The organism is Aminobacter sp. LjRoot7 (assembly GCF_964252895.1).
Taxonomy (GTDB): Bacteria; Pseudomonadota; Alphaproteobacteria; order Rhizobiales; family Rhizobiaceae; genus Aminobacter; species Aminobacter aminovorans_B.
Genome location: NZ_CAXUPX020000001.1, coordinates 304,606 through 330,428 on the forward strand (window position 1 = coordinate 304,606; position 25,823 = coordinate 330,428).

Genomic DNA, 25,823 nt, shown 5'->3' on the forward strand with positions numbered 1-25,823 from the left:
ATTTCTGGTCAGGCGCCGGAGAACATCTTTCCGGCCTTGGAAATCCAGGAGCCGGCATTTTCGCGAGGCTCAAGGCCGCCGGACTGCAGCAGCTTGTACGAATCCTTGTACCACTGGCTGTCAGGATAGTTCTGGCCAAGCACGGCTGCCGCCGTCTGGGCTTCCGAGGTCAAGCCCATCGCGTAGTAGGTCTCGGTCAGGCGAGCGAGCGCTTCTTCGATGTGGCGCGTGTTCGAGTAGTTCTCGACCACGTTGCGGAAACGCTTTGCCGAGGCGATGAACTCGCGGCGCTCGAGATAGTAGCGGCCGATCTGCATTTCCTTGCCCGCGAGCTGGTCGCGAGCAAAACGAATCTTGGCGTTGGCGTCATCGACATATTCCGATGCGGGCCAGCGCTGGACCACTTCGGTCATCGCTTCGATGGTGCGGCGAGCTTCCTTCTGATCCTGCGTCACGTCGCGAATCTGGCGGAAGTAGCTGAGGCCGATGATGTACTGGGCGTAAGCCGCGTCGTCGGTCGAAGGATAGAGCGCGAGATAACGCTTGGCCGAATTGATGGCCTCTTCATAGGAGCCCTGGCGGTAGCTGGCGAAAGCGCCCATCACCATCGACTTGCGCGCCCACTCGGAATACGGGTGCTGGCGGTCGACGGCCTCGAACTTGCGGCTGGCCTCCTTGAGACGGCCGGCATTGAGGTTGGCGAGGCCCTGATTGTAGAGCACATCGGCCGGTTCGGTCTGCTCGACATAGGTCGCGAGATCGACGTCGGCTTCGCCGGACATGCAACCGGACAGTGCAAGCGTCGGAGCGATGAGCGAAAGCGCCACAACCAGAGGCTTCACGCGCAATTTCGATCGATCGGCTCGTATCAATGACATCACAGAGTTCCGCCCCTTTGGCGCTGTTTCGCTTTTAGGCAATGGCCATAGATCACAACTGGCTTTGCCGGGCAACGCTATCAGCCGCCAATCGCGCAATTTTGTGGCACGCAATGACGCATGCCATTTCGCCGGCCAAGTGGTGCAACAAGGTCACACCACTTTTCCGGCGATTGCCAGCCGTCAGAGCGTCCAGGGCGCGTGGACTGCGGCGCTGACAGCGATAAGTTCGGCCGAACGGCCGCGCTCGCGGCGCGACGTCTCGACGACTTCGAAGGCCGAGCGGTCGGAAAGCAGGCGGCGCAAGGCCGCAGCGTTCAGCCGGTGGCCGCCGCGATAGGAGCGGAAGCAGCCGATGAAGCGCGCGCCGGCAAGTGCCAAATCACCCATCGCATCCAGCGTCTTGTGACGCACGAACTCGTTGGAGAAGCGCAGGCCTTCCATGTTGATGATGTGGTTGTCGTCGCCGATGACCACCGAATTCTCGAGCGACGAACCCAGCGCATAGCCGGCGGCCCACAGGCGCTCGACGTCCTTCATGAAGCCGAAAGTGCGGGCGCGCGAGATTTCGCGGCGGAAAATATCGTCGTTGATGTCGGAAGCGAAGGACTGGCGGCCGATCGCCGGGCTTTCGAAATCGATCTCGACCTCGAATCGCGTGCCGCCATAGGGGCGGAACTCGGCCCACGAGGCGCCGCTTTCGATTCGCACCGGCTTGAGAACGCGGATGTAGCGACGCTTGACGCCCTGCACTTCGATGCCGGCGAGGTCGATAGCCTCGACGAACTGTGCTGCGCTGCCGTCCATAATCGGGATTTCGGCGCCTTCGACCTCGATCAGCAGATTGTCGATACCGAGGCCGAACAGGGCGGCCATCAGGTGTTCGATGGTGGCAACGTGCTGGCCGGCGGGATCGCCGAGCAAGGTGCAAAGATCGGTCGCACCCACTTCTGACACAATTGCACGAAACTCTCGGTCAGCAACCTGAAACACCACGCCCGTATCCGCGTCTGCCGGCGCGAAATGGATGGCTACCGGCTTGCCGCTGTGGACGCCAACGCCCGACAGGGTGACACGCGATTTGAGTGTTGTCTGATAGTCCTGCAAGTCGATCCCCATATGCCCGTACTCACTGCGTCCGCTTCGCCACACCACGGCGCACGGCTCTTATGCTCGCTAGACGGGACCTCATCCCCACAATACCCGTCAGCGACCTTAGTCGGCGCGAAGATAGTCTTCCGGGTGAGAGACTCCAAATCACGGTTTCTTACTCTGTGTAACTGCGGGGACGCTTCGACTCACCCCATCAAGTCAATGATTTGACTTACCTTTTCAGATCAAAAGGCGGGCGTCGAGACGCCCGCCTTTCAAAGAGTGTTACCGTTCGTTCACAGATCAGTTGGCTTGCCGGCGAAGGAACGCCGGAATCTCCAGCTGATCGTCTTCAGTCCGTGCCTGCGGTGCCAGGCGGCCATGCTCATCGAGCTGTCCGCGACGCGGCGCGTACATCTGCGATTCCTGGCTGGTCATGCGGCGCTGCTCAGGTGCAGGCTGGCGCAGCTTGGGCTCGCGTGGCTGCGCGGGCTGCAGGCGTGCCGGCTCTTCTTCGCGACGGGTCAGGCCGCTGGTCAGGCGCTTGAGCAGGCCCATCGGACCACGGTCCTCATGGTGCTCGGCCGGCTGGGCCTTGGCTTCCACCTCGGCCTTGACCATCGGCGGGAAGTCCTCGACGCGTGGCATGCGCGGCTGAACCTGGGCCGGCTGCATCATTTCGCGCTGCGGTGCGACCTGCGGCTGGGCCACCGGCTGCGGTGCGGGCTGCTGGAACTGCTGCGGCTGGTACTGCTGCGCCTGCGGCTGGGCAGGCGGAGCTGCAAACAACTTGCTCTGCGGGCGGAAATCGTCGCCCTGCGGAGCTGCGGGGCGCGGCTGCGCCATCGCTGCGGCATTGGTTTCGGCAAGGCGGATAGCTTCGGCGACCGGGTCGTTGGTACGCACTTCCATGCGCGGCTGTTCGACCGGAGCGGCCTGCACGACGGGACGCGGGGCCTCGACCTGGCGCTGGGCCGGCTTCGGCGCCTGACGGATGGTCAGCGGTGCAGCAGCCATGTCGGCGGCCGACTTGTCGATGCCGGTGGCAACGACCGACACGCGGATGACGCCTTCGAGGTCTTCGTCGAAGGTGGCGCCCAGGATGATGTTGGCGTCCTGGTCGACTTCCTCACGGATGCGGGTCGCAGCTTCGTCGACTTCAAACAGGGTCAGGTCGCGGCCGCCGGTGATCGAGATCAGCAGGCCCTTGGCGCCCTTCATCGAGGTCTCGTCGAGCAGCGGGTTGGCGATCGCTGCCTCGGCGGCGGCCATCGCACGGCCCTCGCCCGAAGCTTCACCGGTGCCCATCATGGCCTTGCCCATCTCGCGCATCACCGAACGGACGTCGGCGAAGTCGAGGTTGATCAGGCCTTCCTTGACCATCAGGTCGGTGATGCAGGCGACACCCGAATAGAGCACCTGGTCGGCCATGGCGAAGGCGTCCGCGAAGGTCGTCTTGTCATTGGCCAGACGGAACAGGTTCTGGTTCGGGATGACGATCAGCGTGTCGACGCACTTCTGCAGCTCCTCGATGCCGTAGTCGGCCGTCTTCATGCGGCGCTGGCCTTCGAAGTGGAACGGCTTGGTGACGACGCCGACGGTCAGGATGCCCTTCTCGCGAGCGGCGCGGGCAACGACAGGAGCAGCACCGGTACCGGTACCGCCGCCCATGCCGGCGGTGACGAAGCACATGTGGGTGTTCGACAGGTGGTCGATGATCTCGTCGATGCACTCTTCAGCGGCGGCGCGGCCGACTTCCGGCTGCGAACCCGCACCAAGGCCCTCGGTGACATGCGCGCCGAGCTGGATGAGGCGCTCGGCCTTCGACATGGTGAGTGCCTGGGCATCGGTGTTGGCTACGACGAACTCGACGCCGCGCAGACCAGCAGTGATCATGTTGTTGACGGCATTGCCGCCGCCACCGCCGACACCGAACACGGTGATGCGGGGCTTGAGCTCGGTGATGTCCGGCTTCTGCAGATTGATCGTCATAGTCCTCGTCCTTTTTGCCTTTCGAACCGCTTCGCCGTGCGGCCGTTTATGGGGCTGCCCCCGTCAATTCCTAAAAACTGTCTCTCAACCACTGACTCATGCGATGCAGTTTTCCGCCAGTTCCCGTTGCCCTGTAACGGGAAATCCCTTTCGCAGACTGGCTCTCGATGCCGGCCATCTGCGGGTAGATGAGAAGCCCGACGGCGGTCGCGAAAGCCGGCCCCTTGGCCGCCTCCGGCAGACCTGCCACGCCGAGCGGGCGGCCGATGCGTACATTGCGGCCGAGAATACGACGCGCTGCCTCGGGCAGGCCGACGAGCTGGCTGGCGCCGCCCGTCAGAACGACGCGCTTGCCTACCGCATTGCCGTAGCCCGACTTGTTAAGCCGGTCGCGCAGCAGTTCCAGCGTCTCGTCGATGCGGGCGCGAATGATGCGCGCCATCACCGAACGGGGAATCTGCAGCGGAACTTCGTTGTCGTCGACGCCGATCGGCTGGATGCTGATCAGGTCGCGGTCGTCGGTGGTGCCGGGCAGCGCCGAACCGTGCATGACCTTGAGCCGCTCGGCATCGTCGAGACGCGTCGATAGACCCTTTGCCATGTCCATGGTGACGTGGTTGCCACCAACCGGAATGGCGTCCGCGTGAACGAAACGGCCCTCGGAGAAGACCGAAAGCGTCGTCGTGCCGCCGCCCATGTCGATGCAGGCCGCGCCCATTTCGAGCTCGTCATCGACGAGTGCCGCAAGGCCGCTGGCATAAGGCGTGGCAACCATGTGCTCGACCGACAGGTGCGAACGGTTGATGCAAAGCTCGAGATTGCGCATCGGCGCCGAATCGCCGGTCAGCACATGCATGTCGACGCCAAGCGTATCGCCGACCATGCGGCGCGGGTCGCGCACGCCGCGCTCTGCATCGAGCGAAAAGGCGACAGGCAGCGAGTGGATGACGTCGCGCTCGGCCCTCAGCGCCTGCTTGGCGCCGGCAGCGAGCACGCGCTGGACATCGGATTCGTCGACCTCATGGCCGCCGAGATTGATCGTCGCCGAAAACGACTCGCTCTTGATGCGGCCGGCGGACAGGTTGACGATCAGCGAGTCGGCGGTGAGCCCAGCCATGCGCTCGGCAGCGTCGACGGCGAGACGGATGGCGTGCTCGGCACGGTCGAGATCGACAACCACGCCCGACTTCACGCCCTGCGACTTCTGGTGGCCGATGCCGATGACCTGGGCCTGGTGGGTGCGGCCCTTGAGCAGTTGGCTGCCTTCAGCCGGCTTCAGCTTGGCGACCACACAGCAGACCTTGTTCGAACCGACATCGAGCACCGTGAGGATGCCCGAGCGACGCGAAACCGGATCTTTTTGACCGCCGAGCCAGCTCATATTCTTTTCTCCGCCTTCGCCTTGAGGGCCTTCGGCTTGTTTTTCAGCAGATCGGCGCGCCGCTCGACAGCTTCCGGCGTCAACTGCACGACCAGCCGATCACTGAAACGCATGTCGATTGCAGAGATGTCGCGCGTCAAAATCGCATTCTCGCGGTCGAGATCGGCAAGGTCGGCAAGTGCAGCATCGACCTGATTCTCGGGCAGCTTGACGGTGATTCCGTTGTCGAGGCGCAGATCCCAGCGCCGCTCGCCGACGCGGATGTAGCCTTTCACGCGCGACGCCAACTGAGGGAATGCCTGCACCCTTGCGACGAAGTCGGCAGCGCGGTCGGCGGCACCGAAGCCGATGACCAGCGGCAGCGTGGCCTGGCGTCCGCCAGCGTAGGGAGCAATGACCTTGCCATCCTTCTCGACGACGCTGAGCTGGCTGCCGTGCTGCCAGATCGCAAACGCATCGCGCTCGTCGATGCGAACCTCGATCGTGTCGGGATAGACCTTGCGCACGGCTGCATCGCGAACCCAGGGCAGGCTGACGATGCGCTCGCGCGCCTCTTCCGGATTGAAGCCGACCAGCGAAGTCCAGCCGTCGAGTTCAAGCTTGTCGAGGATGTCGATTTCGGAGGTTTCGCGGTTGCCCGAGACCTTGATCTGGTCGACGGCAAAACCGCTGCGGGCGGTCACGCCCTGCACCATCGCCGGGAAGTGGCCGCCGAGATAAGCACCATAAAGCGAGCTTGCGGCGAGGAACGCAGCCGTCAGCATCGACGCAGCATAGGGCGGAGGAGTGAACTCCCCACGCCCGAAGCGCGACAGCATGCGAACCGGCTTGCGCAGCAGCCGCGGCAGCACGAAGTGCTCCGCGGACAAGGACAGCCCGAAGACGCGCGGCGCCGAGCCACCCATCCTTCTGCTCTGTCCCGATCTCAACGCAAACACGAAGCGTCCTCCACCATCCAACTCAACAACTCACCAAACGAATGCCCGGCTTGGGCGGCAATCTCAGGCACCAACGACGTCGGCGTCATGCCGGGTTGCGTGTTAACCTCCAGCCAGACGACCTCTCCATTTTCGGAATGGCGGTCGTCGTACCGGAAGTCAGACCGGGAGACGCCCCGGCACCCGATCGCTTGGTGAGCCTTGAGCGCCAGTGTTTGTATTTTTTGGTAAATATTCGGTGAAACTTTCGCGGGGCATTCGTGCTTTGATCCCCCGGCGACATATTTTGAATCATAATCGTAGAAGGCATGACCGGTCGGGACGATCTCGCAGACGCCAAGCGCGACATCACCCATGACTGCGCAGGTCAGCTCACGGCCATGGACGTAGCGCTCGACCATCACCGTATCGCCATAGCGCCATTCCGACGACGAGATGACCTGCGGCGGATGCGACTGGTCTTCCTTGACGATGACCACACCGAAGCTCGACCCTTCCGACACCGGCTTGACCACATAAGGCGGCTTCATCGGATGCTGATTGCCGATGGCGAAGCGGTCGAGAACACGGGATTCGGCAATCGGAATGCCGGCAGCCTTGGCCACCTTCTTCGACTGCTCCTTGTTCATCGCCAGCGCCGAGGCCAGCACACCGGAATGGGTGTAGGGAATGCCGAGATATTCGAGGATGCCCTGGATGGTGCCGTCTTCGCCGAAAGGACCATGCAAGGCATTGAATGCGACATCCGGCTTGAGCGCCGAAAGCACTGCGCCGACATCGCGGTCGACGTCCACTCGCGTGACCTGATAGCCCACCTGCTCGAGCGCTTCGGCGCAGGCATTGCCGGACGACAGGGACACAGGCCGCTCGGACGAAAACCCGCCCATCAGGACAGCGACGTGCTTTGACTTCATCCCCTGAGATCCCCTCTCGACTCAGACACAACGCCTTGTTTCCAAAGACTAAATAAGAGCACCCGGAAGTAGGACTTCCGGCTGGAAACGCGGGCTACGCGTCACGCGACTCAAATCAGGAAACGCTTTAGGTCAGAGAATCAGAGACTTGATTCCGTGGCAAGAGCCGATTGAAATTCGTTGCAATTTCATGACCAATGCGGCTTCCGATGACCTGCAGGATGACTTCGGGAAAAGGCGGAATTCGGGTCGCAAAAAGGCCCCGGCGAGGATGCGCCGAGGCCTTTTGAAATCGTCGTCTCAGGTGGTTTTGATGCGCCCCGACAGGCCTGCCGGAGTGACCGACCTTAGAGCAATTGCCCCAAGAATTCCTGCACTTCGTGGCCGGGCTTGAAGTGGCCAAGACGCTTGATTTCCCAGTGCAGACGGATGCCCGAATTCTCAAGCACGCGGCTGCGCACGGTCTCGCCGAGATACTCGAGATCATAGCCGGTGGCGTTGCCCGTGTTGATCATGAAATTGCAATGCAGCGGCGACATCTGCGCGCCGCCGATCATCAACCCGCGGCAGCCGGCGTTGTCGATTTCCTTCCAGGCCGAGGTTCCCTCGGGATTCTTGAAGGTCGAGCCGCCCGTCTTTTCGCGGATAGGCTGCACCGTTTCACGATGGTGCTGGACCGCGTCCATCGCCGCCTTGATCGCGTCCTTGTCCTCGGCATAACCCTCGAAGGTCGCCGAAGTGAAGATCAGGTCGGCAGCAGCGCCCGAATGACGGTAGCTGTAGCCCATGTCGGCGTTGGACAGCACATGCAGGTCGCCCTTGCGATCGAGCGCGCGGACTTCGACGACGCGTTCGCGCGTCTCCACACCATTGGCACCCGCATTCATGCGCAATGCGCCGCCGATGGCGCCGGGAATGCCGTGGTAGAAATGAAAGCCGCCGATGCTATTGTCATGGGCAAGAGCTGCCACGCGCTTATCGGGCGTCGCAGCACCAGCCTTGATGCCGGTCGCCGAAATCGCCTCGGCTTCGCCGAAACCCTTGGCCGACAGGCGAACGACGAAGCCCGGAATGCCGCCCTCGCGCACCAGCAGATTGGAGCCGATGCCGACGACCATCACCGGGATTTCTTCTGGCACCGCCTTCAGGAAGGCAGCCAGATCCTCTTCGTCTGCAGGCTGGAACAGCGCCTGGGCCAGGCCACCAGCACGAAACCAGGTGATCTTCTCCATCTCGGCGCTGGGCGTGATGCGGCCGCGCAGGCCGGCAAGCCGGTCGCCGAGCTTGGCTATGAGCGCCTCGCCTCCGATCACGATCCGCCCCCGGCGAGCTCGCCCGGCAGGGCGTAGGCCCATTGCGTGATGTTGCCGGCGCCAAGATAGACGACGAAATCGCCCGGCTTGGCCAGTTCGCGCACGATCGGCGCAACGGCGACGGGGCCGTCGATGTAGCGGGCATCACGATGGCCGCCGGCGCGGATGCGCGCGACGAGCGCCTCGGAGTTGATGCCATCGATCGGATCCTCGCCGGCCGTATAGACGGGCGCGATCATGACGGTGTCGGCATCGTTGAAGCAGGCCGAGAAATCGTCGAACAGGTCACGCAGGCGGGTGAAGCGATGCGGCTGGGCAATGGCGATGACGCGGCCGGCGGTGGCCTCACGCGCGGCGCGCAGCACGGCCTTGATCTCGACCGGGTGGTGGCCGTAGTCGTCAAACACATCGACGCCGTTCCAGGCGCCGGTGTGGGTGAAGCGGCGCTTGACGCCGCCAAACGACAGCAGCCCGCGCTTCACGGCCTCGGGCGTGATGCCGAGTTCGGTGGCGACCGCGATGGCCGCGGTGGCATTGGAGACGTTGTGGCGGCCCGGCATCGGCAGGCGCAGGCCCTCGATGGTGGTCGCGGAGGCCGACTTGCGGTTGCGGATGACCACGTCGAAGACCGAGACGGCACCTTCCATGCGGTGATTGGTGAACCGCACGTCGGCCTGGGCGTTCTCGCCATAGGTGATGACGCGACGGTCCTCGATGTGGCTGACCAGCGCCTGTACCTCTGGATGGTCGGTGCACATCACGCCAAAGCCGTAGAACGGCACGTTCTCGACGAACTGGCGGAACGCCTCGCGCACCTTGTCGAAGGTGCCGTAGTGGTCGAGATGCTCGGGATCGATGTTGGTGACGACGGCGACGTCGGCCGGCAGCTTCAGGAAGGTGCCGTCGCTCTCGTCGGCCTCGACCACCATCCACTCCCCCTCGCCCATGCGGGCGTTGGTGCCGTAGGCATTGATGATGCCGCCATTGATGACTGTCGGGTCGAGCCCACCCGCATCGAGCAGCGTCGCCACCATCGATGTGGTGGTCGTCTTACCGTGGGTGCCGCCGATGGCGACCGCATTGCGGAAGCGCATCAGTTCGGCCAGCATCTCGGCGCGGCGCACGACCGGCAGCAATTTCTCGCGCGCGGCCATGAGCTCCGGATTGGTCTTCTTGATCGCGGTCGAAACGACGATCACCTCGGCGTCGCCAAGGTTCTCGGCCTTGTGACCGACGAAGCACTCGATGCCCTTGTCGCGCAGGCGCTGGACGTTGGCGCTCTCGGACTGGTCGGAGCCCTGCACCTTGTAGCCGAGATTGTGCAGCACCTCGGCGATGCCGCTCATGCCGATGCCGCCAATGCCGATGAAATGCACGAGGCCGATCGTCTGCGGCATCTTCATGGCCGCACTCCCTTCCTGAATTCCGCAACGGGTATTTTGGACGCAATAGCCTCTGCGAGGTCGGCGAGCAACCGTGTGGCGTCTGCTTTGCCGACTGACTTAGCGGCAGCCGCCATGGTCGCCATGCGCGCCGGATCGTCCATCGCGCCGCCGATCAGCCCGGCAATGCGCTCCGGCGAAAGCGTTGCCTGCGGGTGCACTTCGCCGCCGCCGGCCGCGGCCAGCCGCGCCGCGTTAGCCGCCTGGTCGTGGTCGAGCGCGTAGGGATAAGGCACCAGGAATGCCGGGCGGCCGATGACCGCGATCTCGGAGACCGTCGAGGCGCCCGAACGCGAAATCACCAGCTGTGCTGCCGCCATGCGCTGCGCCATATCGCCGAAGAACGGCGACACGTCGGCGGTGATGCCGAGCTTGGCGTAGGCCGCCTTGACCTTGTCGGCATCCTCGACGCGCGCTTGCTGGGTGACACGCAGGCGCTTGCGCTGTGCTTCACTGAGCAGTGCGATGGCACCGGGAACCGCATCGGAAAAGAACTGCGCGCCCTGGCTGCCGCCGAAGACGAGAAGGTTGAAGGCATCCGTTCCGGTCGACGCCGCATAAGGGGTCTTTGCCGCCTCGATGACGGCCGGGCGCACCGGGTTGCCGGTCACGACGACCTTGGCGCTGTTGGCACCCGCATTTTCGGGTAGGAAGCCGCCGGCGACCGCATCGACCTTGCTGGCGAGCGCCTTGTTGGCGCGGCCCATCACGGCGTTCTGCTCATGCACCATCGACGGCACGCTGCGGCGGGTCGCGGCATAGAGCGGCGGCAGCGTCGGATAGCCGCCGAAGCCGATGACGACGGAGGGCTTGATCTGGGCGATGACCTTCGAAGCCTGGCGCACGCCGCGCCAGATGCTCCAGAAGGCGCGCAGCACGGCAATCGGGTTCTTCGAGCCGATGGTCGATGATGAAATCGGATGAATGGCCGCAGCGGGGAACTTGCCGGCGAAACGCTCGGCGCGATCGTCGGTGGCGAGATGCACCTGCCAGCCACGCGCGGTCAGTTCATGCGCCAGCGCCTCAGCCGGAAAGAGATGGCCGCCGGTCCCGCCGGCGGCAAGCATGATAGTTCCCTTGGCCATGTTATTCGGCCGGAACCGCGTGGCGCGGCATGGCGGAGAAACCGCCCGGCCTGAGCTTTTCCGGCTTCTTGCGCGTCAGCGACAGCACCATGCCCATCGACATGGCGATCGCGATCAGCGACGAGCCGCCATAGGAGATGAAAGGCAGCGTCATGCCCTTGGCCGGCATGAGCTGCAGGTTCACGCCCATGTTGATGACCGACTGGAAGCCGAAGACCACGACAAGGCCGGCAACCGCATAACGGGTGAAGTCGTCATGCTCCTTGAGCGCGGTGCGCAGGCCGCGCAGCACGATGAAGGCAAAGATCGCCATGATGATCAGGCACAGGATGATGCCGAACTCCTCGCCGGCGACCGAAAACACGAAGTCGGCGTGGCTGTCGGGGATGACGCGCTTGACAGTACCCTCGCCCGGACCGACGCCGAACCAGCCCCCATTGATGATGGCGTCACGGCCCATGTCGACCTGGAAGGTATCGCCCTCGCCGGTCATGAAGCGGTCGATACGGCCGGCGACGTGCGGGAAGATCGTATAGGCGGCGAACAGTCCGCCGGCGCCGACGCATCCGAGCGCGATGATCCAGAACCATGACATGCCGGCCATGAAGAACATCACGCCCCAGGTGCCGAGCACCAGCATGGTCTGGCCAAGGTCGGGCTGCGCCACAAGCAATGCCACGACGAGGCCGAGCAGGATCATGGCAAACAGGTTGCCGGGAATATCGGGCTGGCGTTCATGCTCGGCGAACAGCCAGGCACAGATGACCACGAAGGCCGGCTTGAGGAACTCCGACGGCTGGATCGAGACACCGGCCAGCGACAGCCAGCGCCGCGCGCCCTTGACCTCGACGCCGATGAACAGCACCGCGACCATCATCACCAGCATGATGCACAGCATCACCAGCGCCATGCGCCTGATCTGTCTGGTATCGAGGAAGGACACTGCGATCATCACCGCCAAGGCAGGGATGGTGAAGATGATCTGGCGGGTGGCGAAATGGAACCCGTCGAGGCCGATGCGCTCGGCAACGGCCGGGCTTGCGGCGAATGAAAGCACGATGCCCAGTCCCATCAGCGACAGGAATGCCGCGAGGAACCAGCGATCGACCGTCCACCACCACAGGGCGACGGGACTTCTGTCGAGACGGCTGGCCATTATCTTGCCCCTCCGATAGCGCTGACGCCATCAATAGCATCCACAGCTTGCCTGAAGGCTTCGCCGCGAATTTCGAAATTCTTGAACTGGTCGAAGCTGGCGCAGGCCGGCGACAGCAGCACCACCGCCTCGCTCGTATCGTCCTTGGCAGCATCCTCGGCCGCGTGCTCTACGGCCGCCGCAAGCGTGCCCGAGATTTCGTACGGCACCGCTTCGCCAAGCGTCGCCGAAAAAGCCGGAGCGGCCTCGCCGATCAGATAGGCCTTGGCGATGCGCGGAAACAGGCTGCGCAGCGGCTCGATGCCGCCCTCCTTGGGTAGGCCGCCGGCGATCCAGTAGATGCGCGGGAAGCTCGACAGCGCAGGTGCCGCGGCATCCGCGTTGGTCGCCTTGGAATCATTGACGAACAGGACGTGCCCCTTGCGGCCGACCTGCTCCATGCGGTGGGCAAGTCCGGGGAAGCTTTCGAGGCCGGCCTGGATCTCGCCGAGGTCGAGCCCGACCTTGAGACAGGCAGCCACCGCCGCGAGCGCGTTCTGGGCGTTGTGCTGACCGCGTAGCGAGCCGATACCTTCGAGGAAGGCGATGCGGCTGTAGCGGCCGTCGATCGCCTCCATCAGGTCGCTGCCGTCGGCGAAGTAGCCGTCAGTCAGAGGCAGACGCTTGGAAATGCGCACGACTTCCTTGCCGACGCGCTCGAGCCTGTCAGCGATCTGGGCGCAGTAGATGTCGTCGACGCCGATGATGGCGGTTTCGCTGCCGGCGACCAGGCGCTCCTTGATCGAAGCGTAGTGCTGCATCGTGCCATGGCGGTCGAGATGGTCGGGCGTCAGGTTGAGCAGCACGCCGGCGGTCGGATTGATCGAGGGCGCGAGGTCGATCTGGTAGGACGAGCACTCGACGACATAGTGGCGGTCGGGTTGCGGCGCGTCGAGCGTCATCACGGCGCGGCCGATATTGCCGCCCATCTGCGTGTCGCGGCCTGCCGACTGCAGGATGTGCGCAGTCAGCGCCGTCGTCGTCGACTTGCCGTTGGTGCCGGTGATGGCGATAAACGGTGCTGTCGGCGCGGTGGCGATGCGCTCGCGCGCGAATAGCTCGATGTCACCGATGACCTCGACGCCAGCGCCACGCGCCAGTTCGACCGTCCAATGCGGCTTGGGGTGTGTCAGCGGCACGCCAGGCGACAGCACGAAGGACGCAATGCCGGCCCAGTCGGCGCCGCGCAGGTCGCCAGTCGAGATGCCTTCGGCGGCAGCCCGCGCCACGCTTTCGGGATTGTCGTCCCAGGCAAGCACGTCCGCCCCGCCTTGCGCGAGCGCACGCGCGGTCGCGATCCCCGAGCCACCGAGGCCGAAGAGCGCCACTCGCTTTCCCTGAAATGACGTCGCGGGGATCATGGATGCCTCAGCGCAGCTTGAGGGTGGAAAGGCCAATCAGTGCCAGGATAACAGCAATGATCCAGAAGCGGATGACGACCTGGCTCTCGGTCCAGCCAAGTTTTTCGAAATGGTGATGGATCGGCGCCATCAGGAACACCCGCTTGCCGGTCATCTTGAAGAAGCCGACCTGGATGATGACCGACAGAGCTTCCATGACGAACAGGCCGCCGACAATCGCCATGACGATCTCATGCTTGGTGGCGACAGCGACCGTGCCGATCAGGCCGCCAAGCGCCAGCGAGCCGGTGTCGCCCATGAAGATGGCGGCGGGTGGCGCGTTGAACCACAGGAAGCCGAGGCCGGCGCCGATGACGGCGCCCAGGATGACGGCGAGTTCGCCGGTGCCGGGCACGAAATGGATCTGCAGGTATTCGGCGAAGACCGCGTTACCAGAGAGGTAAGCGATGACGCCGAATGAGGCTGCCGCGATCATGATCGGAACGATGGCAAGGCCGTCGAGCCCGTCGGTCAGGTTCACCGCATTGCCGGCACCAACGATGACGAAGCAGGCGAATGGAATGAAGAACCAGCCGAGATTGAGCAGGAAATCCTTGATGAAGGGGAAGGTCAGCGACGACGAGAACGGCGCCTGGCCATTGTGCATGATGATCCAGGCGGCGATGCCGGCGATGACGAACTCGATGCCAAGGCGCGCCTTGCCGGAAAGGCCGAGATGCGACTGCTTGGTGACCTTGAGATAGTCGTCATAAAAGCCGATGGCGCCGAAGCCGAGGGTGACGAACAGCACCACCCAGACATAGACCGAAGTGATGTTGGCCCACAAAAGCGTCGAGCCGACGATGCCGCACAGGATCATCAGGCCGCCCATCGTCGGCGTACCGGCCTTCTTGAAGTGGGTCTGCGGACCGTCGGCGCGGATCGGCTGGCCCTTGCCTTGCCTCAGGCGCAGGGCGTTGATGATCGCCGGCCCAAAGATGAAGACGATCAGCGCCGAGGTGATCAGCGCACCGCCGGTGCGGAAGGTGATGTAGCGGAAGACGTTGAAGAACGACACCTTGTCCGCAAAGTCGACAAGCAAAGTTAGCATGCGTATCGGTCCCCCGAGACCTCGTCAGGTCGATGTGGTGTTGCCGGCCTCAGCCGGAAATGTCTTGATGAGCGCTTCAACCAGGCGGTTGAAGCCAATGCCTTTGGACGACTTGATCATGACCGCGTCGCCGGGCTGCAGCGTGGTGAGCAGCACGGATTTCAGCTCCTCGACACCGCTGCGATACTCGGCCCTGAACCCCTCGGGCAGCGTATCGGCAAGCGCCTTCATTTCCGGACCCGCCATCAGCACCATGTCGGTCCTGGTCGAGCCGATCAGCTCGGCTAGAGCTGAATGCAACTTGGCCGAATGGCTGCCGAGCTCCAGCATGTCGCCAAGCACGGCGATGCGGCGGCCAGCGCCGTGGATCGGCGTCGCGTCGAGCAGCTCGATCGCCGCCTTCATCGATGCCGGATTGGCGTTGTAGCTCTCGTCGATCAACGTGATCGGACCGTTCGGTAATTGCAGGATGTGGCGCTGGCCGCGTCCGCTCTCGGCTGTCATCGAAGCGAGTGCCGTGGCGACCGTCGGCACGTCGGCGCCGCAGAGATGGGCGGCACCCAGCACCGCGAGCGCGTTCTGCACGATGTGACGTCCCGGCGCGCCGATACGGGCCGGCACATCGCGGCCACCGATGCGCGCCATGATCATCGAATGATCGGCTTCCAACGTGCATTTCAGCAGGCGGAAGTTGGCGCGGGCGTTTTCGCCATAGCTCATGACATTGTCGATGCCGGCGGCGCGGGCGAACTTTTCCAGAAGCTTGAAGCGGCCATCGTCGCGGTTGAGCAGCACGGCGCCACCCGGCTCGACGCCCTCGAATATCTCGGCCTTGGCTTTGGCGATCTCGTCGAGATTGCGGAAGAAGCCGAGATGGGCGGCCGCGATCAGCGTGACGATGGCGATATGCGGGCGGACCATGCGTACCAGCGGACTGATCTCGCCGGGATGGTTCATGCCAATCTCGAAGACCGCGTAATCGCAATCCTCGGGCATGCGGGCGAGCGTCAGCGGCACGCCCCAGTGGTTGTTGAAGGATGCGGCCGAGGCATGCACCTTGCCGACTGACGACAGCGCATGGCGCAGGGCTTCCTTGGTCGAAGTCTTGCCGACCGATCCGGTCACCGCGATGATCCGCGCCCGCGAACGGGCGCGCGCCGCGATACCAACTTTCTCGAGTGCCGCGAGCACGTCTGGCACGACGATCATCGGCGCGGTCAGCCGACCCAGGGCGGGCAGCTTGCCTTCGGCGACGACGAGCAGGCCAGCACCTGCCTTGATCGCGGCAGTGGCGAAGTCGTGGCCGTCCATCGCGTCGCCCTTGATCGCGAAGAAGGCCTCTCCCGGCTTCAGGCTGCGGCTGTCGATGGAAATGCCCGAAATGCCGTCCGGCATCTGGCCGAGCGGGCGGCCACCTGTCGCCTCAACGAGCGCCTCGGAGGTCCACAACAAGCTCATGCCGCAACTCCGGCAAGCGCATTGCGGACTTCCTCGTGATCGGAGAAATGCAGCGTCTCGGCGCCGATGGTCTGGCCTTCCTCGTGGCCCTTGCCGGCGACGATCAGCGTGTCGCCTGCGTGCAGCATGCCGACGGCCTCATGGATCGCCTGGCGGCGGTCGGCGATCTCGATAGCGCCCGGCGCCGCTTCCATGATCGCCGCGCGAATGGTGGCGGGCACTTCCGAGCGGGGATTGTCGTCGGTAACGATGGTTACATCGGCAAGTCGCGTCGCGATCTCGCCCATGATCGGGCGCTTGCCGCGGTCACGGTCGCCGCCACAGCCGAACACGACGATGACGCGGCCGGTGGTAAACGGCCTGACAGCCGCCAGCACGTTCTCTAGCGCGTCGGGCTTGTGGGCGTAGTCGACATAGATCGGCGCGCCTTGCGCCGTGGTGCCGACGAGGTCGAGGCGACCCGGTGCACCTTCGAGATGTTCGAGCGCTGCCAGCGCCTTGGCGACATCTGTGCCGGTTGCGATGGCAAGGCCTGCGGCAACGAGCGAGTTGGACACCTGGAAGTCGCCGGCCAGCGGCAGGTCGATTTCGTAGATGGTGCCGCCGCATTCGATTTCGGCGCGCTGGCGGTGGCGTTCGTGCTCGACCCGCTTGAGCGCCAGGAACTGGCCGTTGCGGCCGACGGTCAAAACGTCGAGGCCGGCGGCGCGTGCCGCAGCGATCGTCGGCTCGGACCAAGGATCGTCGGCGAAGACGATGGCGGGCGCGCCCTTGGGCAGCAGCGTATCGAACAGGCGCAGCTTGGCGCGGTGATAGTCCTCGACCGTCGGATGGTAATCCATGTGGTCGCGGCCGAGATTGGTGAATCCGGCGGCAGCGAGGCGCACACCGTCGAGGCGGCGCTGGTCAAGACCATGGCTGGAGGCCTCCATCGAGGCGTGGGTCACCCCAGAAGTGGCGAGTTCGGCGAGCAGCTTGTGCAGCGCGACCGGATCGGGCGTCGTCAGCTGGCCGTATTCGACGCGTCCGGGGGCGACGACACCTGTCGTGCCGATGCTGGCGGCGGCAAAACCGGCATGCTTCCAGACCTGGCGGGTGAAGGCCGCGACCGAGGTCTTGCCGCTGGTGCCGGTAACGGCAACCATGGTTTCGGGCTGGCTGCCATAGAACTTTGCTGCAGCGAGCGCCAATGCCCGGCGCGGATCGTCCACTGCGATCACCGGCAGGCCGGCGGAGGAGAGATCGGCACCCTTGGCCGCGACCACTGCCACGGCGCCGCGTTTGGCCGCATCGCCTGCATAAGTGGCGCCGTCCGCCTTGCTGCCGGAGACGGCAAAGAAAAGGATCCCCGGCGTCACCTGCCGCGAATCCGACGAAACCCCGCTCACCTCGACATCTCTGGGCAGAACCCCGTCGACGGGCAGGATACCAGCAAGGTCTTCTATTTTCATCGAGTTCCGTTCGTCACTAAACAAGCGGGGCGCTACTGCGCGCCCCAGAATCAAGGGTAGGAAGCCAGCGTTGCCCCACCTTCTTGGCCGAATTCTGGCTTTACGCCAAGCAGCGGCGCCGAACGGCGGATGATGTTGGCCACCATGGGTGCCGCATTGAAGCCGGCCGTTGCGCCCACTCCCGGCTTTTCCGCCTTGGGTTCGTCGACGATGGTCAACACCACATATTGTGGATTGTCCATCGGAAAAGCCGCGAGGAAGGCGTTGAAGCGCACATCGGACGAATAACGGCCATTGATGACCTTCTCGGCGGTGCCGGTCTTGCCGCCGACGCGGTAGCCTTCGACCTGCGCGCGCGAGCCCGAGCCGCCCGAGCCCTTGGTGGCATTGAGCTTGTAGAGATACCGCATGTCCTCGCTGGTCTTCGGATTGATGACCTGCGTCGAGGCAGCTTCAGCCTCCGCCTGCGTGCGCATCAGGAATGTCGGCTCGATCAGCTTGCCGCCGTTCATCAAGGCGGCAGCGCCCACGGCCGTCTGCAGCGGCGTCGTCGACATGCCGTGGCCGAAGGAGATCGTGATCGAGTGGACCTTCTTCCAGACCTTTGGCTCGGTCGGGCGGGCAACTTCGGGAAGCTCGGTCTTCATGCGGTCGAGCAAGCCCAGGCGCTTCAGGAACTCGCGGTGGCCTTCGATGCCGACGACATCGGCTTCGCGCGCCGAGCCGATGTTCGACGAATAGATGAACACTTCGGGCACGGTCAGCACCCTGCCCTTGCCGTGGAAGTCGCGGATGGTCTGGCGTCCGATGGTGATTGGCCGCCGCGCATCGAAGGTGCTGTCGAGCGTCACCTTGCCGGAATCCAGCGCCATGGCGGTGGTGAAGCTCTTGATCGTCGAGCCCATCTCGAACAGGCCGGCCGACATGCGGTTCAGCCGGTCCTTGTCCTGGGCGTTGTAGGGATTGTTGGGATCGAAATCCGGCACCGAGCCCATCGCCAGCACTTCGCCGGTCTTGACGTCGAGCACGACGGCACCGGCAGCGACTGCCTTATACTTCTCCAGTGCGGTGACGATCTCGTCACGCACGATGTGCTGGACGCGCAGGTCGATGGAAAGCTTGACCGGCTTGAGGTCCTTGGCGATCGCCAGGCCAGATGCCTGGAGGTCGGCGAGGCCCTGGTCGTCGATGTACTTCTCAAGGCCGGAGATGCCCTTGTTGTCGATGTTGGTCAGGCCGACGATGTGCGAAGCCGTTTCACCGCCGGGGTAGAAGCGGCGCTTTTCGGTGCGGAAGCCGATGCCGGGAATGCCCAGCGCCATGATTTCGGCCTGCTGCTTCGGCGTCAGCTGGCGCTTGAGCCAGACAAAGCCGGTACCGCTCTTAAGCTTGAGATAGGTTTGCTCGACCTCGAGGTCGGGCAGAACCGTCGACAACTTCTCGATCGCCTCATCGGCGTCGACGATGCGGCGTGGCTCGGCGAACAGCGACGATGTCTTGATGTCGGTGGCCAGCACCTCGCCGTTGCGGTCGACGATGTCGGGGCGCGATGCGGTGACCCGCGATTCCGGTCCCGTCGACGTTTCAGGGTCCTGCATGCCGAGATAGACAAGGCGTCCGGCAATCGTCGCATAGATGCCGAAGAACACCGCCATGGTCATGACGACGCGGTTACGTGTGCGCCCGCCGGTTGCCTTGCGCGCGCTGTCGACGACGATCGCGGGCTTGCCTTCGCCCTTGCCGCGCTTCCTGCCAAGCAAGCCGATCATCGGGCAATCCCTCCGGTCAAGGTCTGGTCGGGTGCTGCTTCGGCAACGCCGCCGAAGCGCTCCGCTGTGATGTCTTCGATGGTCAGCTGGCGTTCCGGCAGGTCGTTGAGGCCAACGATCTGGCGGGCATCGACCGGCTGGAGCTTGAGCTCGGCCTCATAGACCTGCGACAGCTTCTGCAGGCGCGAGGGCTGGGTCAGCAGGCTCCAGTCGGCCTTCAACAGGTCGATCGTGTCTTCTTCGAAGCGGATCTGCGCCTCGATCTTGTTGACGGCCTTGAGCTGGTTCTCGGCCTCGTCCTTGGTCTTGTAGGTGAACGCCGCAGCGCCAACCATGACGGCGATCAGCACGATGTCACTGGTGCGGAACATGGTTCACCTTTCTCCCGACTGGCTGACGTCGGGAAGCTTCGGAAGCCCGAAAATGGAAAAGTCTTCGGCGCGCGGCGCAGCCGTGGTGCGCACGGCGGCCCTGAGCTTGGCCGAGCGCGAACGCGGATTAATTGCCATCTCGGCATCGCTCGGCCCGACAGCGCCGCCGGCCTTGTCGAAGGTCGTGGCGATGGTTTCGAGCTCGGGCATATAGCGCGAGCGCGACGGGCTCGACGAGCGGTCGGTGATGAAGCGCTTGACGATGCGGTCTTCGAGCGAATGGAAGGTGACGACGACAAGCCGCCCGCCCGGCTTGAGCGCGCGCTCGGCGGCGAAAAGCGCCCGCGCCAGTTCGCCAAGCTCGTCGTTGACATAGATACGCAGCGCCTGGAACACGCGTGTAGCCGGATGAATCTTGTCTTTCGGCGCCCGCCCGATATGCGTCTCGATGGCGTCGGCCAGATCAAGCGTGCGCTCGAACGGACGGCGCTCGCGGCGGCTTTCGATCATGCGGGCGATGCGCCCGGCATGGCGCTCTTCGCCAAGGAAGCCAAAGATGCGGGCGAGATCGCCAGCCTTGAAGCGATTGACCACGTCAGCGGCGCTGGCGCCGGCCTGAGCCATGCGCATGTCGAGCGGACCATCGGCGCGGAAGGAGAAGCCGCGCTGTGCCTGGTCGAGCTGCATCGAGGACACGCCGATGTCGAGCACGACCCCGTCGACAAGCTCGACATGCTCGTCGAGGCTGGAGAATGGCGCCTGGACGAGGCGGAGCTTGCCATTCGATTGCGCTTCGAGCTCACGCCCGGCGGAAATGGCGTCGGGATCGCGGTCGATCGCCACGACCGACGCGCCGGTCGCCAAAATAGCCTTGGTATAGCCACCGGCACCGAACGTGCCGTCGACGATCACGTCGTCCGGCTGCGGATGCAGTGCTTTCAGAACTTCGGCGAGGAGGACCGGAATGTGGCGGGCCGGTCCGCCGACAGCAAGATGGTCATCGCCGTGGCCAGCCGTCATTCCGGTCGCTCCCCAGGCTTCGTCCCCTGCCGAAGCTTCAAGAGCCGGGCACGCACGTCCGCGCCATGGCTGCGCAGCCGCTCCGGCTCCCACATCTGAAAAAACTGCCCCCGGCCGACAAAGGCCACGTCGGTGGTGATCCCCGTATGCTCGCGCAGGAAATCCGAAACCGAAATGCGTCCATCCTGATCGAGCTTCAGGAAGGTGCTGTCGCCATGGATGAAAAAGGACATGTCGTCCGCCGTCTGCAGGAACGGATCTTCTTGGGCGATGCGCTGCTCGTAACGGTCGAGCAGGTCGAGCCCGCCGACATCCAGCGCCGGCACGTCGAGCGCCCTCAGCGCGTAGAGCTCGGCGTAGCCGCGCTTCTGCAATACGGCACGGAAATGCGCCGGAACGGAGACCCGTCCCTTCGCATCGATCCTGTTCACCGCATTTGACAGAAACCGATCCATCGACTGATCCGGCCACTTCCGTGGCCGTGCCCCTCTTCGTCATGCCGTCCGAACCCCGATGGCCCGGATCAATCCCAAAACGCCTCCGTCGCAGGGCCAATGCGCTCCGACCTGCAGCCGCCGCGGCTGCCGGATCGGCGAACGCCTTACCCTTTACTGGAACGAAATCATGGTTACCGATTTGGGATAACATGGGGTGATATGGGCGTCAACGGGAACTGGGTACACTTGGCCGCCGTAAGCGCCCTTTCGGACCCTTTCGCGGCTTCCTGATTTTTATGATCCCTTAAGGCTAACGAAGTCTTACGTGGGCCAACGCCGCGGCCCGGATTCCGTCTTGCCGCGCAAGGACCTAGCCCCTAGCGTTGAGGTGTCGTCTGCATTGCCAGGGAGAGACCTGAGATCATGTCCGAGACCATGAAGGCCCGCGCCGCCACCCTCGCCCATCTGCGCCGCTCGAAGCTTGGCATCGGCGACCCGATCCCGGTGCCGCTGACCATGGCCTCGATCTATCACGCACCTGGCGACGCGACGGGCTTCAACCAGTATGGCCGCTTCAGCAACGCCAACTGGTCGGCCACCGAAGACATGCTTGGGCATCTCGAGGGCGCACCTTGCGTGGCATTTCCCTCAGGCATGGGCGCCATTTCGGCGACTTTCTTCGCCCTGCTCAAGACCGGCGACCGCATCCTCGTCGCCTCGGACGGCTATCATACGACGCGCATCCTGGCCGATCGCTTCCTCGGCGCCTTCGGCGTCAAGACGGACGTGCGGCCGACGGCAAGCTTCCTCGATGGCGGCTTCGACGGCTATCGTCTGGTCTTCGTCGAAAGCCCGTCCAACCCGACGCTCGACATCTGCGACATCGCGGCCGTGGCGGAAGCCGTGCACAAGGCCGGCGGGTTGCTCATTGTCGACAACACCACGATGACGCCCTTCGGCCAGCGTCCGCTCGACCTTGGCGCCGACATTGTCGTTGCCGCCGACACCAAGGCGCCCAACGGCCATTCCGACGTACTGTTCGGCCATGTCGCAAGCCGCAACCCTGACATCATCGCCGCCGTCACCGAATGGCGGCAGAATGCCGGCGGCATACCCGGTCCGTTCGAGGCCTGGCTGGTGCATCGCGGCCTGGAAACGCTCGAACTGCGCTTCGACCGCATGTGCTCGTCGGCGGAAATCATCGCTCCGCGCCTCAAGGCGCACCCGGCCGTCAGCGCGTTGCGCTATCCCGGCCTTGAAGGTGACCCGTCACACAACCTCGCTCGCGCCCAGATGGACCGGTTCGGCTTCCTGACCAGCTTCGACCTCGGCTCCGAGGAACGGGCGGAAAATTTCATCAATGGCTGCGAACTGATGCATGCGGCCACCTCCTTCGGCGGCGTGCACACCGTCGCCGAACGCCGGCTCCGCCGCGGCGACGCGGTCACGCCGGGCTTCGTCAGGCTATCTGTCGGCTGCGAGCCGGTGGAAGAGCTGTGGGCCGCGATGAAGGCATCGCTGGATCGACTGGGAGGTTAGACGTTCTTCGTCGGAAGACGTCGCCAAGCAGGCAACGAGGCGCGCTTCTGAATCGAAATGCGCACAACGCGTCCGAACGCCTTGATTTATTAGCAAAGAGGCAAGCGCCAGCTGGCCTGTAAGCCGGGTTCTGTATGGCCCCCGCGCCTTGCGGCACGGGAACGTGGCGACCATTCTTCTTGGACGCATGTTGCCATGCGCCTCACGCAACCTACCCGGGCGGTGAGCCGGAAACAGCCCTGAGGGTTTCCCCTCGCACCACCCCTATTCGGTTTTGCTCCCGGTGGGGTTTACCTTGCCGCTTCTGTTGCCAGTCGCGCGGTGGGCTCTTACCCCACCCTTTCACCCTTACCGCGGAAACCGCGGCGGTTTGCTTTCTGTGGCACTTTCCCTGGGGTCACCCCCGCCGGCCATTAACCGGCACCGTGTATCCATGGAGCCCGGACTTTCCTCACCCGCTGCCTTTCGGCAGTTGCGGGTGCGGCCGCCCGGCCAGCTGGCAAAGCGTATAGAATGGTTCACACGGCAAAAGGCAAACGAAAACATTCGCCTTGAGAGCGTAGTGCATCCGGATGGACACACTAAGGACGCTCTCATTCATTGAGCCTGCGCTTCGTGCTTTCCCAAAAACTGTTCCGATTTTCGGTCGATACGGCTGGGAACCATTCCTTCGGTGAGCGACTAACCGCCGATGCGGGCCTGGACCTTCTTACAGTAGGCAGCGGAAATCGGATTCATGCGCTTGGCGCCGTGGCCGGCATTGTACCTGAGGATCGTGCCACAAGTGGTGCCGCCCGAAAGCTCATGCGCCTTGGCGAGGTACTTGAGACCGAACTTGATGTTGGTTTCCGGGTTGAACAGGCCCTTGGCCGAACCCGAGTAGCCCATCATGCGTGCCGTTGCCGGCTTGATCTGCATCAGGCCGATTTCGCCAGCGCTGCCACGGGCGTTCGGACGGTAGTTGCTCTCGACGCTGATCACGGCATGGGCAAGCGACACAGGCACACCGTAGGTCGATGCATAGCGCGCAACAATTTCACCGTAAGGTGCGTTTGCCTTGGTGGCCTTGGCCGACTTGCCAGCCTGCTCCTTCAGCGACTTCGCGCCCTTGGCGCCGATCGAAGCGGTCGTGAAGTTGTCGACCGCAGCTTCCTTCTTGGCGCTGCAACCGAACAAATAGGGGCAGTCGTCGATCTTGTTTGCCTTGGCTGCACTGGCCTTCTTGCTGGTTTCGATGATCGCCTTCGAGGCTCTGACAGCGCCGTCCTGGGCGTGAGCGGCAAAAGAGGTCAGGCCGACGGCAAATGCCACCGTTAAAACGGTCAAATTCTTCATGTTATCCTTGTTCTCGAAACAGGCCGAACGACAGCCGAAAGCCATCGCGCAGCATCCCTTCCTAAACGCCGGAGGGCCCTCTTGCGGGGCATGCAGACTTAGCCGGCGCCTTGCACGGGAATGCATGTGACGGGGGAACTGGCGGGAAAAATGGCCGGACAAGTCACAATGCGTGACAGGTTGTAATCTGGCGAATCACCAACCCTGGGCTAGTCAAGCCCGTCTGGAAGTGTGGCAAGCAGCCGCCGCAGCGTCGAAACAGTCGATGAATCGACGACGCCATCGACGCACCTTGTGCGGAAGTGGCGTTGAAAAGCCTGAACAGTTACAACCGTTTGCGCGTCGAAGCGGCCGGTGATCTCGACTCCGTAGCCGTACAGCGCGAGCATCGATTGCAGTTCCTCGACCGCCGCCCCGGCGTCGCCCGGTTGCAGCAAAGCATGCCCGTTGCGCGGCGAAGGTGCGACCCAATGACCTATGCCGGCCTGGGCCAGCATCCGCCACGAAAACTTCTCGCCGGGGTCGACCTTGCGTCCCAGGGCGACGTCGGAATGCGCCAGAACGCGCTCCGGCGCCACATTGTGGCGGTCAACGATGCCGAGGCAGAGCTCGATCACCGCCTGCATCTGGCGCTTGGGAAACGAGCTATAGCCGAGCGCGTGGCCCGGATTGACGATCTCGATGCCGACCGAGCAGGAGTTGATGTCGGTTTCGCCGCGCCAGGAGCTCTTGCCGGCATGCCAGGCCCGGTCGCTCTCGCGCACCATCTGCACGATGCGCCCGTCCTCATGCACCAGATAATGCGACGACACTTCGCTTGCCGGATTGCACAGCCAGGACTCAGCCCCGTCACCGGTTTCCATGCCGGTGTAGTGCAACACGATCATGTCGGGTTTCATTCCGTCGCGCCGCTGCCCGAAATTGGGCGAAAGTCGTACCTCGGCATGCGGTTGGTCGGGTTGAAAACCGCTCATGCGTGCCGGAGTCCCCTTTCGATCATCTCGTAGGCCGCGTTGATCGCGGCGATGCGGGTGGTGGCGATCCTGATGAACTCCTCCGGCAGGCCGCGCGCGATCAGCTTATCGGGATGATTGCTGGCGACAAGCTTGCGGTAGTGTTTGCGCACATCTTCGAACGGCTTGCCGCGCTCGATGCCGAGCACGCGGTAGGGATCGGTGTCGCCAAGATCGAGGTGCCGCGCCACGATGGTCTGGTAGTGGACCTCGTCGATGCGGAAGATCTCGGAGACACGGTGCAGGAAGCTGCCCTCGCACTGGTGCATCATCCCGTCGGCCTTGGCGATGTGGAACAGGCCGTCGAGGATGTCTTCCAGCATGCCGCAGTTGGTGTGGCCCGAACCGCACAGCTTGGCCATGCGCTCGGCATAGAATTCGAAGCCGGCGACGTCCTGCTGGGCGATGTCATAGAGCCGCGCCACATCTCGCGCGTGCTCGGGCGGCACGGCGAATATCTCGTAGAAGGCGCGAACCTCGGCCTGGGAGACGACACCATCGGCCTTGGCCATCTTGGCCGACAGCGCGATCATCGCCACCGAAAACGCGACGCGGCGGCGGGTTTCCGCGTCTCCGGAAAAGACTGTGCGCACGGCCTCGACGACGTCCGCGACGCCATTTGCCGCCGACGCAGAGATACGTGCGATGAAGTCGCCGAGACGGTCCCAAATCGACATGGCCGCTTCTTAGGATGAAACATTCGCAAATGCGAGATGCCTTGGCGACGCAAGCATAACTTTGTCGGCAAC

The 25,823-nt window shown here is 63.8% G+C and carries 22 protein-coding genes and 1 other RNA gene; 1 reads left to right on the forward strand and 22 read right to left on the reverse strand.

The features are described 5' to 3' along the window. Positions 1–8: 8 nt before the first annotated feature. The 18 genes from ACSQ3E_RS01555 to mraZ form a co-directional block, all read right to left on the reverse strand. Positions 9–878, reverse strand: a complete 870-nt coding sequence (locus ACSQ3E_RS01555) for an outer membrane protein assembly factor BamD (RefSeq protein ID WP_310317176.1) — start codon at positions 876–878, stop codon at positions 9–11. 183 nt (positions 879–1,061) lie between these two features. Continuing rightward, positions 1,062–1,997 (reverse strand): UDP-3-O-acyl-N-acetylglucosamine deacetylase, encoded by a 936-nt coding sequence (lpxC, locus tag ACSQ3E_RS01560; protein WP_115731432.1) that lies wholly within the window; start codon positions 1,995–1,997, stop codon positions 1,062–1,064. A gap of 276 nt (positions 1,998–2,273) precedes the next feature. Next, entirely contained in the window at positions 2,274–3,962 is a 1,689-nt protein-coding gene (ftsZ, locus tag ACSQ3E_RS01565; RefSeq protein ID WP_436121338.1) for a cell division protein FtsZ, read from the reverse strand. A gap of 70 nt (positions 3,963–4,032) precedes the next feature. Beyond that, entirely contained in the window at positions 4,033–5,343 is a 1,311-nt protein-coding gene (gene ftsA, locus ACSQ3E_RS01570; RefSeq protein WP_310317168.1) for a cell division protein FtsA, read from the reverse strand. After that, a complete protein-coding gene (locus ACSQ3E_RS01575) occupies positions 5,340–6,281 on the reverse strand; it encodes a cell division protein FtsQ/DivIB (RefSeq protein ID WP_436121339.1) in 942 nt (313 codons plus the stop codon). Before ACSQ3E_RS01575 ends, ftsA begins: the two co-directional genes overlap by 4 nt. Beyond that, positions 6,269–7,195, reverse strand: coding sequence for a D-alanine--D-alanine ligase (locus ACSQ3E_RS01580; protein ID WP_263006625.1), 927 nt, complete (start codon positions 7,193–7,195; stop codon positions 6,269–6,271). The genes ACSQ3E_RS01575 and ACSQ3E_RS01580 overlap by 13 nt, the downstream gene beginning before the upstream one ends. A 347-nt stretch (positions 7,196–7,542) precedes the next feature. Beyond that, positions 7,543–8,508 (reverse strand): UDP-N-acetylmuramate dehydrogenase, encoded by a 966-nt coding sequence (murB, locus tag ACSQ3E_RS01585; protein ID WP_436121340.1) that lies wholly within the window; start codon positions 8,506–8,508, stop codon positions 7,543–7,545. After that, positions 8,505–9,911, reverse strand: a complete 1,407-nt coding sequence (gene murC / locus ACSQ3E_RS01590; RefSeq protein ID WP_436121341.1) for a UDP-N-acetylmuramate--L-alanine ligase — start codon at positions 9,909–9,911, stop codon at positions 8,505–8,507. Before murC ends, murB begins: the two co-directional genes overlap by 4 nt. Continuing rightward, positions 9,908–11,035: an undecaprenyldiphospho-muramoylpentapeptide beta-N-acetylglucosaminyltransferase gene (gene murG / locus ACSQ3E_RS01595; RefSeq protein WP_436121342.1), complete on the reverse strand. Its 1,128-nt coding sequence runs from the start codon at positions 11,033–11,035 to the stop codon at positions 9,908–9,910. Before murG ends, murC begins: the two co-directional genes overlap by 4 nt. Before the next feature lies 1 nt (position 11,036). Then, positions 11,037–12,191: a putative lipid II flippase FtsW gene (ftsW, locus tag ACSQ3E_RS01600; protein ID WP_310317150.1), complete on the reverse strand. Its 1,155-nt coding sequence runs from the start codon at positions 12,189–12,191 to the stop codon at positions 11,037–11,039. Beyond that, positions 12,191–13,591: a UDP-N-acetylmuramoyl-L-alanine--D-glutamate ligase gene (gene murD, locus ACSQ3E_RS01605; RefSeq protein WP_436121343.1), complete on the reverse strand. Its 1,401-nt coding sequence runs from the start codon at positions 13,589–13,591 to the stop codon at positions 12,191–12,193. The genes ftsW and murD overlap by 1 nt, the downstream gene beginning before the upstream one ends. A gap of 7 nt (positions 13,592–13,598) precedes the next feature. Further along, on the reverse strand, positions 13,599–14,681 hold the full coding sequence (gene mraY, locus ACSQ3E_RS01610; RefSeq protein ID WP_310317145.1) for a phospho-N-acetylmuramoyl-pentapeptide-transferase: 1,083 nt from the start codon (positions 14,679–14,681) through the stop codon (positions 13,599–13,601). Between the two features lie 24 nt (positions 14,682–14,705). Beyond that, on the reverse strand, positions 14,706–16,139 hold the full coding sequence (locus tag ACSQ3E_RS01615) for a UDP-N-acetylmuramoylalanyl-D-glutamyl-2,6-diaminopimelate--D-alanyl-D-alanine ligase (RefSeq protein ID WP_436121344.1): 1,434 nt from the start codon (positions 16,137–16,139) through the stop codon (positions 14,706–14,708). Further along, positions 16,136–17,590, reverse strand: coding sequence for a UDP-N-acetylmuramoyl-L-alanyl-D-glutamate--2,6-diaminopimelate ligase (locus ACSQ3E_RS01620; RefSeq protein ID WP_436121345.1), 1,455 nt, complete (start codon positions 17,588–17,590; stop codon positions 16,136–16,138). The genes ACSQ3E_RS01615 and ACSQ3E_RS01620 overlap by 4 nt, the downstream gene beginning before the upstream one ends. Before the next feature lie 50 nt (positions 17,591–17,640). After that, positions 17,641–19,359: a peptidoglycan D,D-transpeptidase FtsI family protein gene (locus ACSQ3E_RS01625; protein ID WP_310317137.1), complete on the reverse strand. Its 1,719-nt coding sequence runs from the start codon at positions 19,357–19,359 to the stop codon at positions 17,641–17,643. Then, on the reverse strand, positions 19,356–19,730 hold the full coding sequence (ftsL, locus tag ACSQ3E_RS01630) for a cell division protein FtsL (protein WP_310317134.1): 375 nt from the start codon (positions 19,728–19,730) through the stop codon (positions 19,356–19,358). The genes ACSQ3E_RS01625 and ftsL overlap by 4 nt, the downstream gene beginning before the upstream one ends. A 3-nt stretch (positions 19,731–19,733) precedes the next feature. After that, on the reverse strand, positions 19,734–20,750 hold the full coding sequence (gene rsmH, locus ACSQ3E_RS01635) for a 16S rRNA (cytosine(1402)-N(4))-methyltransferase RsmH (protein ID WP_436121346.1): 1,017 nt from the start codon (positions 20,748–20,750) through the stop codon (positions 19,734–19,736). After that, positions 20,747–21,205: a division/cell wall cluster transcriptional repressor MraZ gene (gene mraZ / locus ACSQ3E_RS01640; RefSeq protein WP_055969736.1), complete on the reverse strand. Its 459-nt coding sequence runs from the start codon at positions 21,203–21,205 to the stop codon at positions 20,747–20,749. Before mraZ ends, rsmH begins: the two co-directional genes overlap by 4 nt. 405 nt (positions 21,206–21,610) lie before the next feature. Between mraZ and ACSQ3E_RS01645 the strand changes: the two genes are divergently transcribed. After that, a complete protein-coding gene (locus ACSQ3E_RS01645; RefSeq protein ID WP_436121347.1) occupies positions 21,611–22,726 on the forward strand; it encodes a cystathionine gamma-lyase in 1,116 nt (371 codons plus the stop codon). A 103-nt stretch (positions 22,727–22,829) separates the two neighbouring features. On the opposite strand, the gene rnpB is transcribed toward ACSQ3E_RS01645, so the two are convergent. From rnpB to ACSQ3E_RS01665, 4 genes are all read right to left on the reverse strand, one after another. Next, an RNA gene (rnpB, locus tag ACSQ3E_RS01650) (RNase P RNA component class A) lies at positions 22,830–23,226 on the reverse strand. Between the two features lie 181 nt (positions 23,227–23,407). Further along, the gene (locus ACSQ3E_RS01655; RefSeq protein ID WP_436121348.1) at positions 23,408–24,061 is read right to left on the reverse strand and encodes a lytic transglycosylase domain-containing protein; all 654 of its coding nucleotides are present in this window, start codon (positions 24,059–24,061) and stop codon (positions 23,408–23,410) included. A 209-nt stretch (positions 24,062–24,270) separates the two neighbouring features. Continuing rightward, positions 24,271–25,035 (reverse strand): peptidoglycan recognition protein family protein, encoded by a 765-nt coding sequence (locus tag ACSQ3E_RS01660; RefSeq protein ID WP_436121349.1) that lies wholly within the window; start codon positions 25,033–25,035, stop codon positions 24,271–24,273. Further along, positions 25,032–25,751 carry a DnaJ family molecular chaperone gene (locus tag ACSQ3E_RS01665; RefSeq protein ID WP_310317115.1) on the reverse strand — a complete coding sequence of 240 codons (720 nt, stop codon included), beginning with the start codon at positions 25,749–25,751 and terminating at the stop codon, positions 25,032–25,034. Before ACSQ3E_RS01665 ends, ACSQ3E_RS01660 begins: the two co-directional genes overlap by 4 nt. Between the last annotated feature and the right edge of the window lie 72 nt (positions 25,752–25,823).

Coding starts and splice junctions, on each gene's coding strand:
- ftsZ (WP_436121338.1), bottom strand. CDS start 3,962: ATGACGATCAATCTGCAGAAGCCGGACATCACCGAGCTCAAGCCCCGC.
- ACSQ3E_RS01655 (WP_436121348.1), bottom strand. CDS start 24,061: ATGAAGAATTTGACCGTTTTAACGGTGGCATTTGCCGTCGGCCTGACC.
- ACSQ3E_RS01555 (WP_310317176.1), bottom strand. CDS start 878: ATGTCATTGATACGAGCCGATCGATCGAAATTGCGCGTGAAGCCTCTG.
- mraY (WP_310317145.1), bottom strand. CDS start 14,681: ATGCTAACTTTGCTTGTCGACTTTGCGGACAAGGTGTCGTTCTTCAAC.
- mraZ (WP_055969736.1), bottom strand. CDS start 21,205: ATGGATCGGTTTCTGTCAAATGCGGTGAACAGGATCGATGCGAAGGGA.
- ftsA (WP_310317168.1), bottom strand. CDS start 5,343: ATGAGCTGGCTCGGCGGTCAAAAAGATCCGGTTTCGCGTCGCTCGGGC.
- murC (WP_436121341.1), bottom strand. CDS start 9,911: ATGAAGATGCCGCAGACGATCGGCCTCGTGCATTTCATCGGCATTGGC.
- ACSQ3E_RS01580 (WP_263006625.1), bottom strand. CDS start 7,195: ATGAAGTCAAAGCACGTCGCTGTCCTGATGGGCGGGTTTTCGTCCGAG.
- rsmH (WP_436121346.1), bottom strand. CDS start 20,750: ATGACGGCTGGCCACGGCGATGACCATCTTGCTGTCGGCGGACCGGCC.
- ACSQ3E_RS01645 (WP_436121347.1), top strand. CDS start 21,611: ATGTCCGAGACCATGAAGGCCCGCGCCGCCACCCTCGCCCATCTGCGC.
- murD (WP_436121343.1), bottom strand. CDS start 13,591: ATGATCCCCGCGACGTCATTTCAGGGAAAGCGAGTGGCGCTCTTCGGC.
- ACSQ3E_RS01620 (WP_436121345.1), bottom strand. CDS start 17,590: ATGAAAATAGAAGACCTTGCTGGTATCCTGCCCGTCGACGGGGTTCTG.
- ftsL (WP_310317134.1), bottom strand. CDS start 19,730: ATGTTCCGCACCAGTGACATCGTGCTGATCGCCGTCATGGTTGGCGCT.
- ACSQ3E_RS01625 (WP_310317137.1), bottom strand. CDS start 19,359: ATGATCGGCTTGCTTGGCAGGAAGCGCGGCAAGGGCGAAGGCAAGCCC.
- lpxC (WP_115731432.1), bottom strand. CDS start 1,997: ATGGGGATCGACTTGCAGGACTATCAGACAACACTCAAATCGCGTGTC.
- ACSQ3E_RS01615 (WP_436121344.1), bottom strand. CDS start 16,139: ATGAGCTTGTTGTGGACCTCCGAGGCGCTCGTTGAGGCGACAGGTGGC.
- ftsW (WP_310317150.1), bottom strand. CDS start 12,191: ATGGCCAGCCGTCTCGACAGAAGTCCCGTCGCCCTGTGGTGGTGGACG.
- murG (WP_436121342.1), bottom strand. CDS start 11,035: ATGGCCAAGGGAACTATCATGCTTGCCGCCGGCGGGACCGGCGGCCAT.
- ACSQ3E_RS01665 (WP_310317115.1), bottom strand. CDS start 25,751: ATGTCGATTTGGGACCGTCTCGGCGACTTCATCGCACGTATCTCTGCG.
- ACSQ3E_RS01660 (WP_436121349.1), bottom strand. CDS start 25,035: ATGAGCGGTTTTCAACCCGACCAACCGCATGCCGAGGTACGACTTTCG.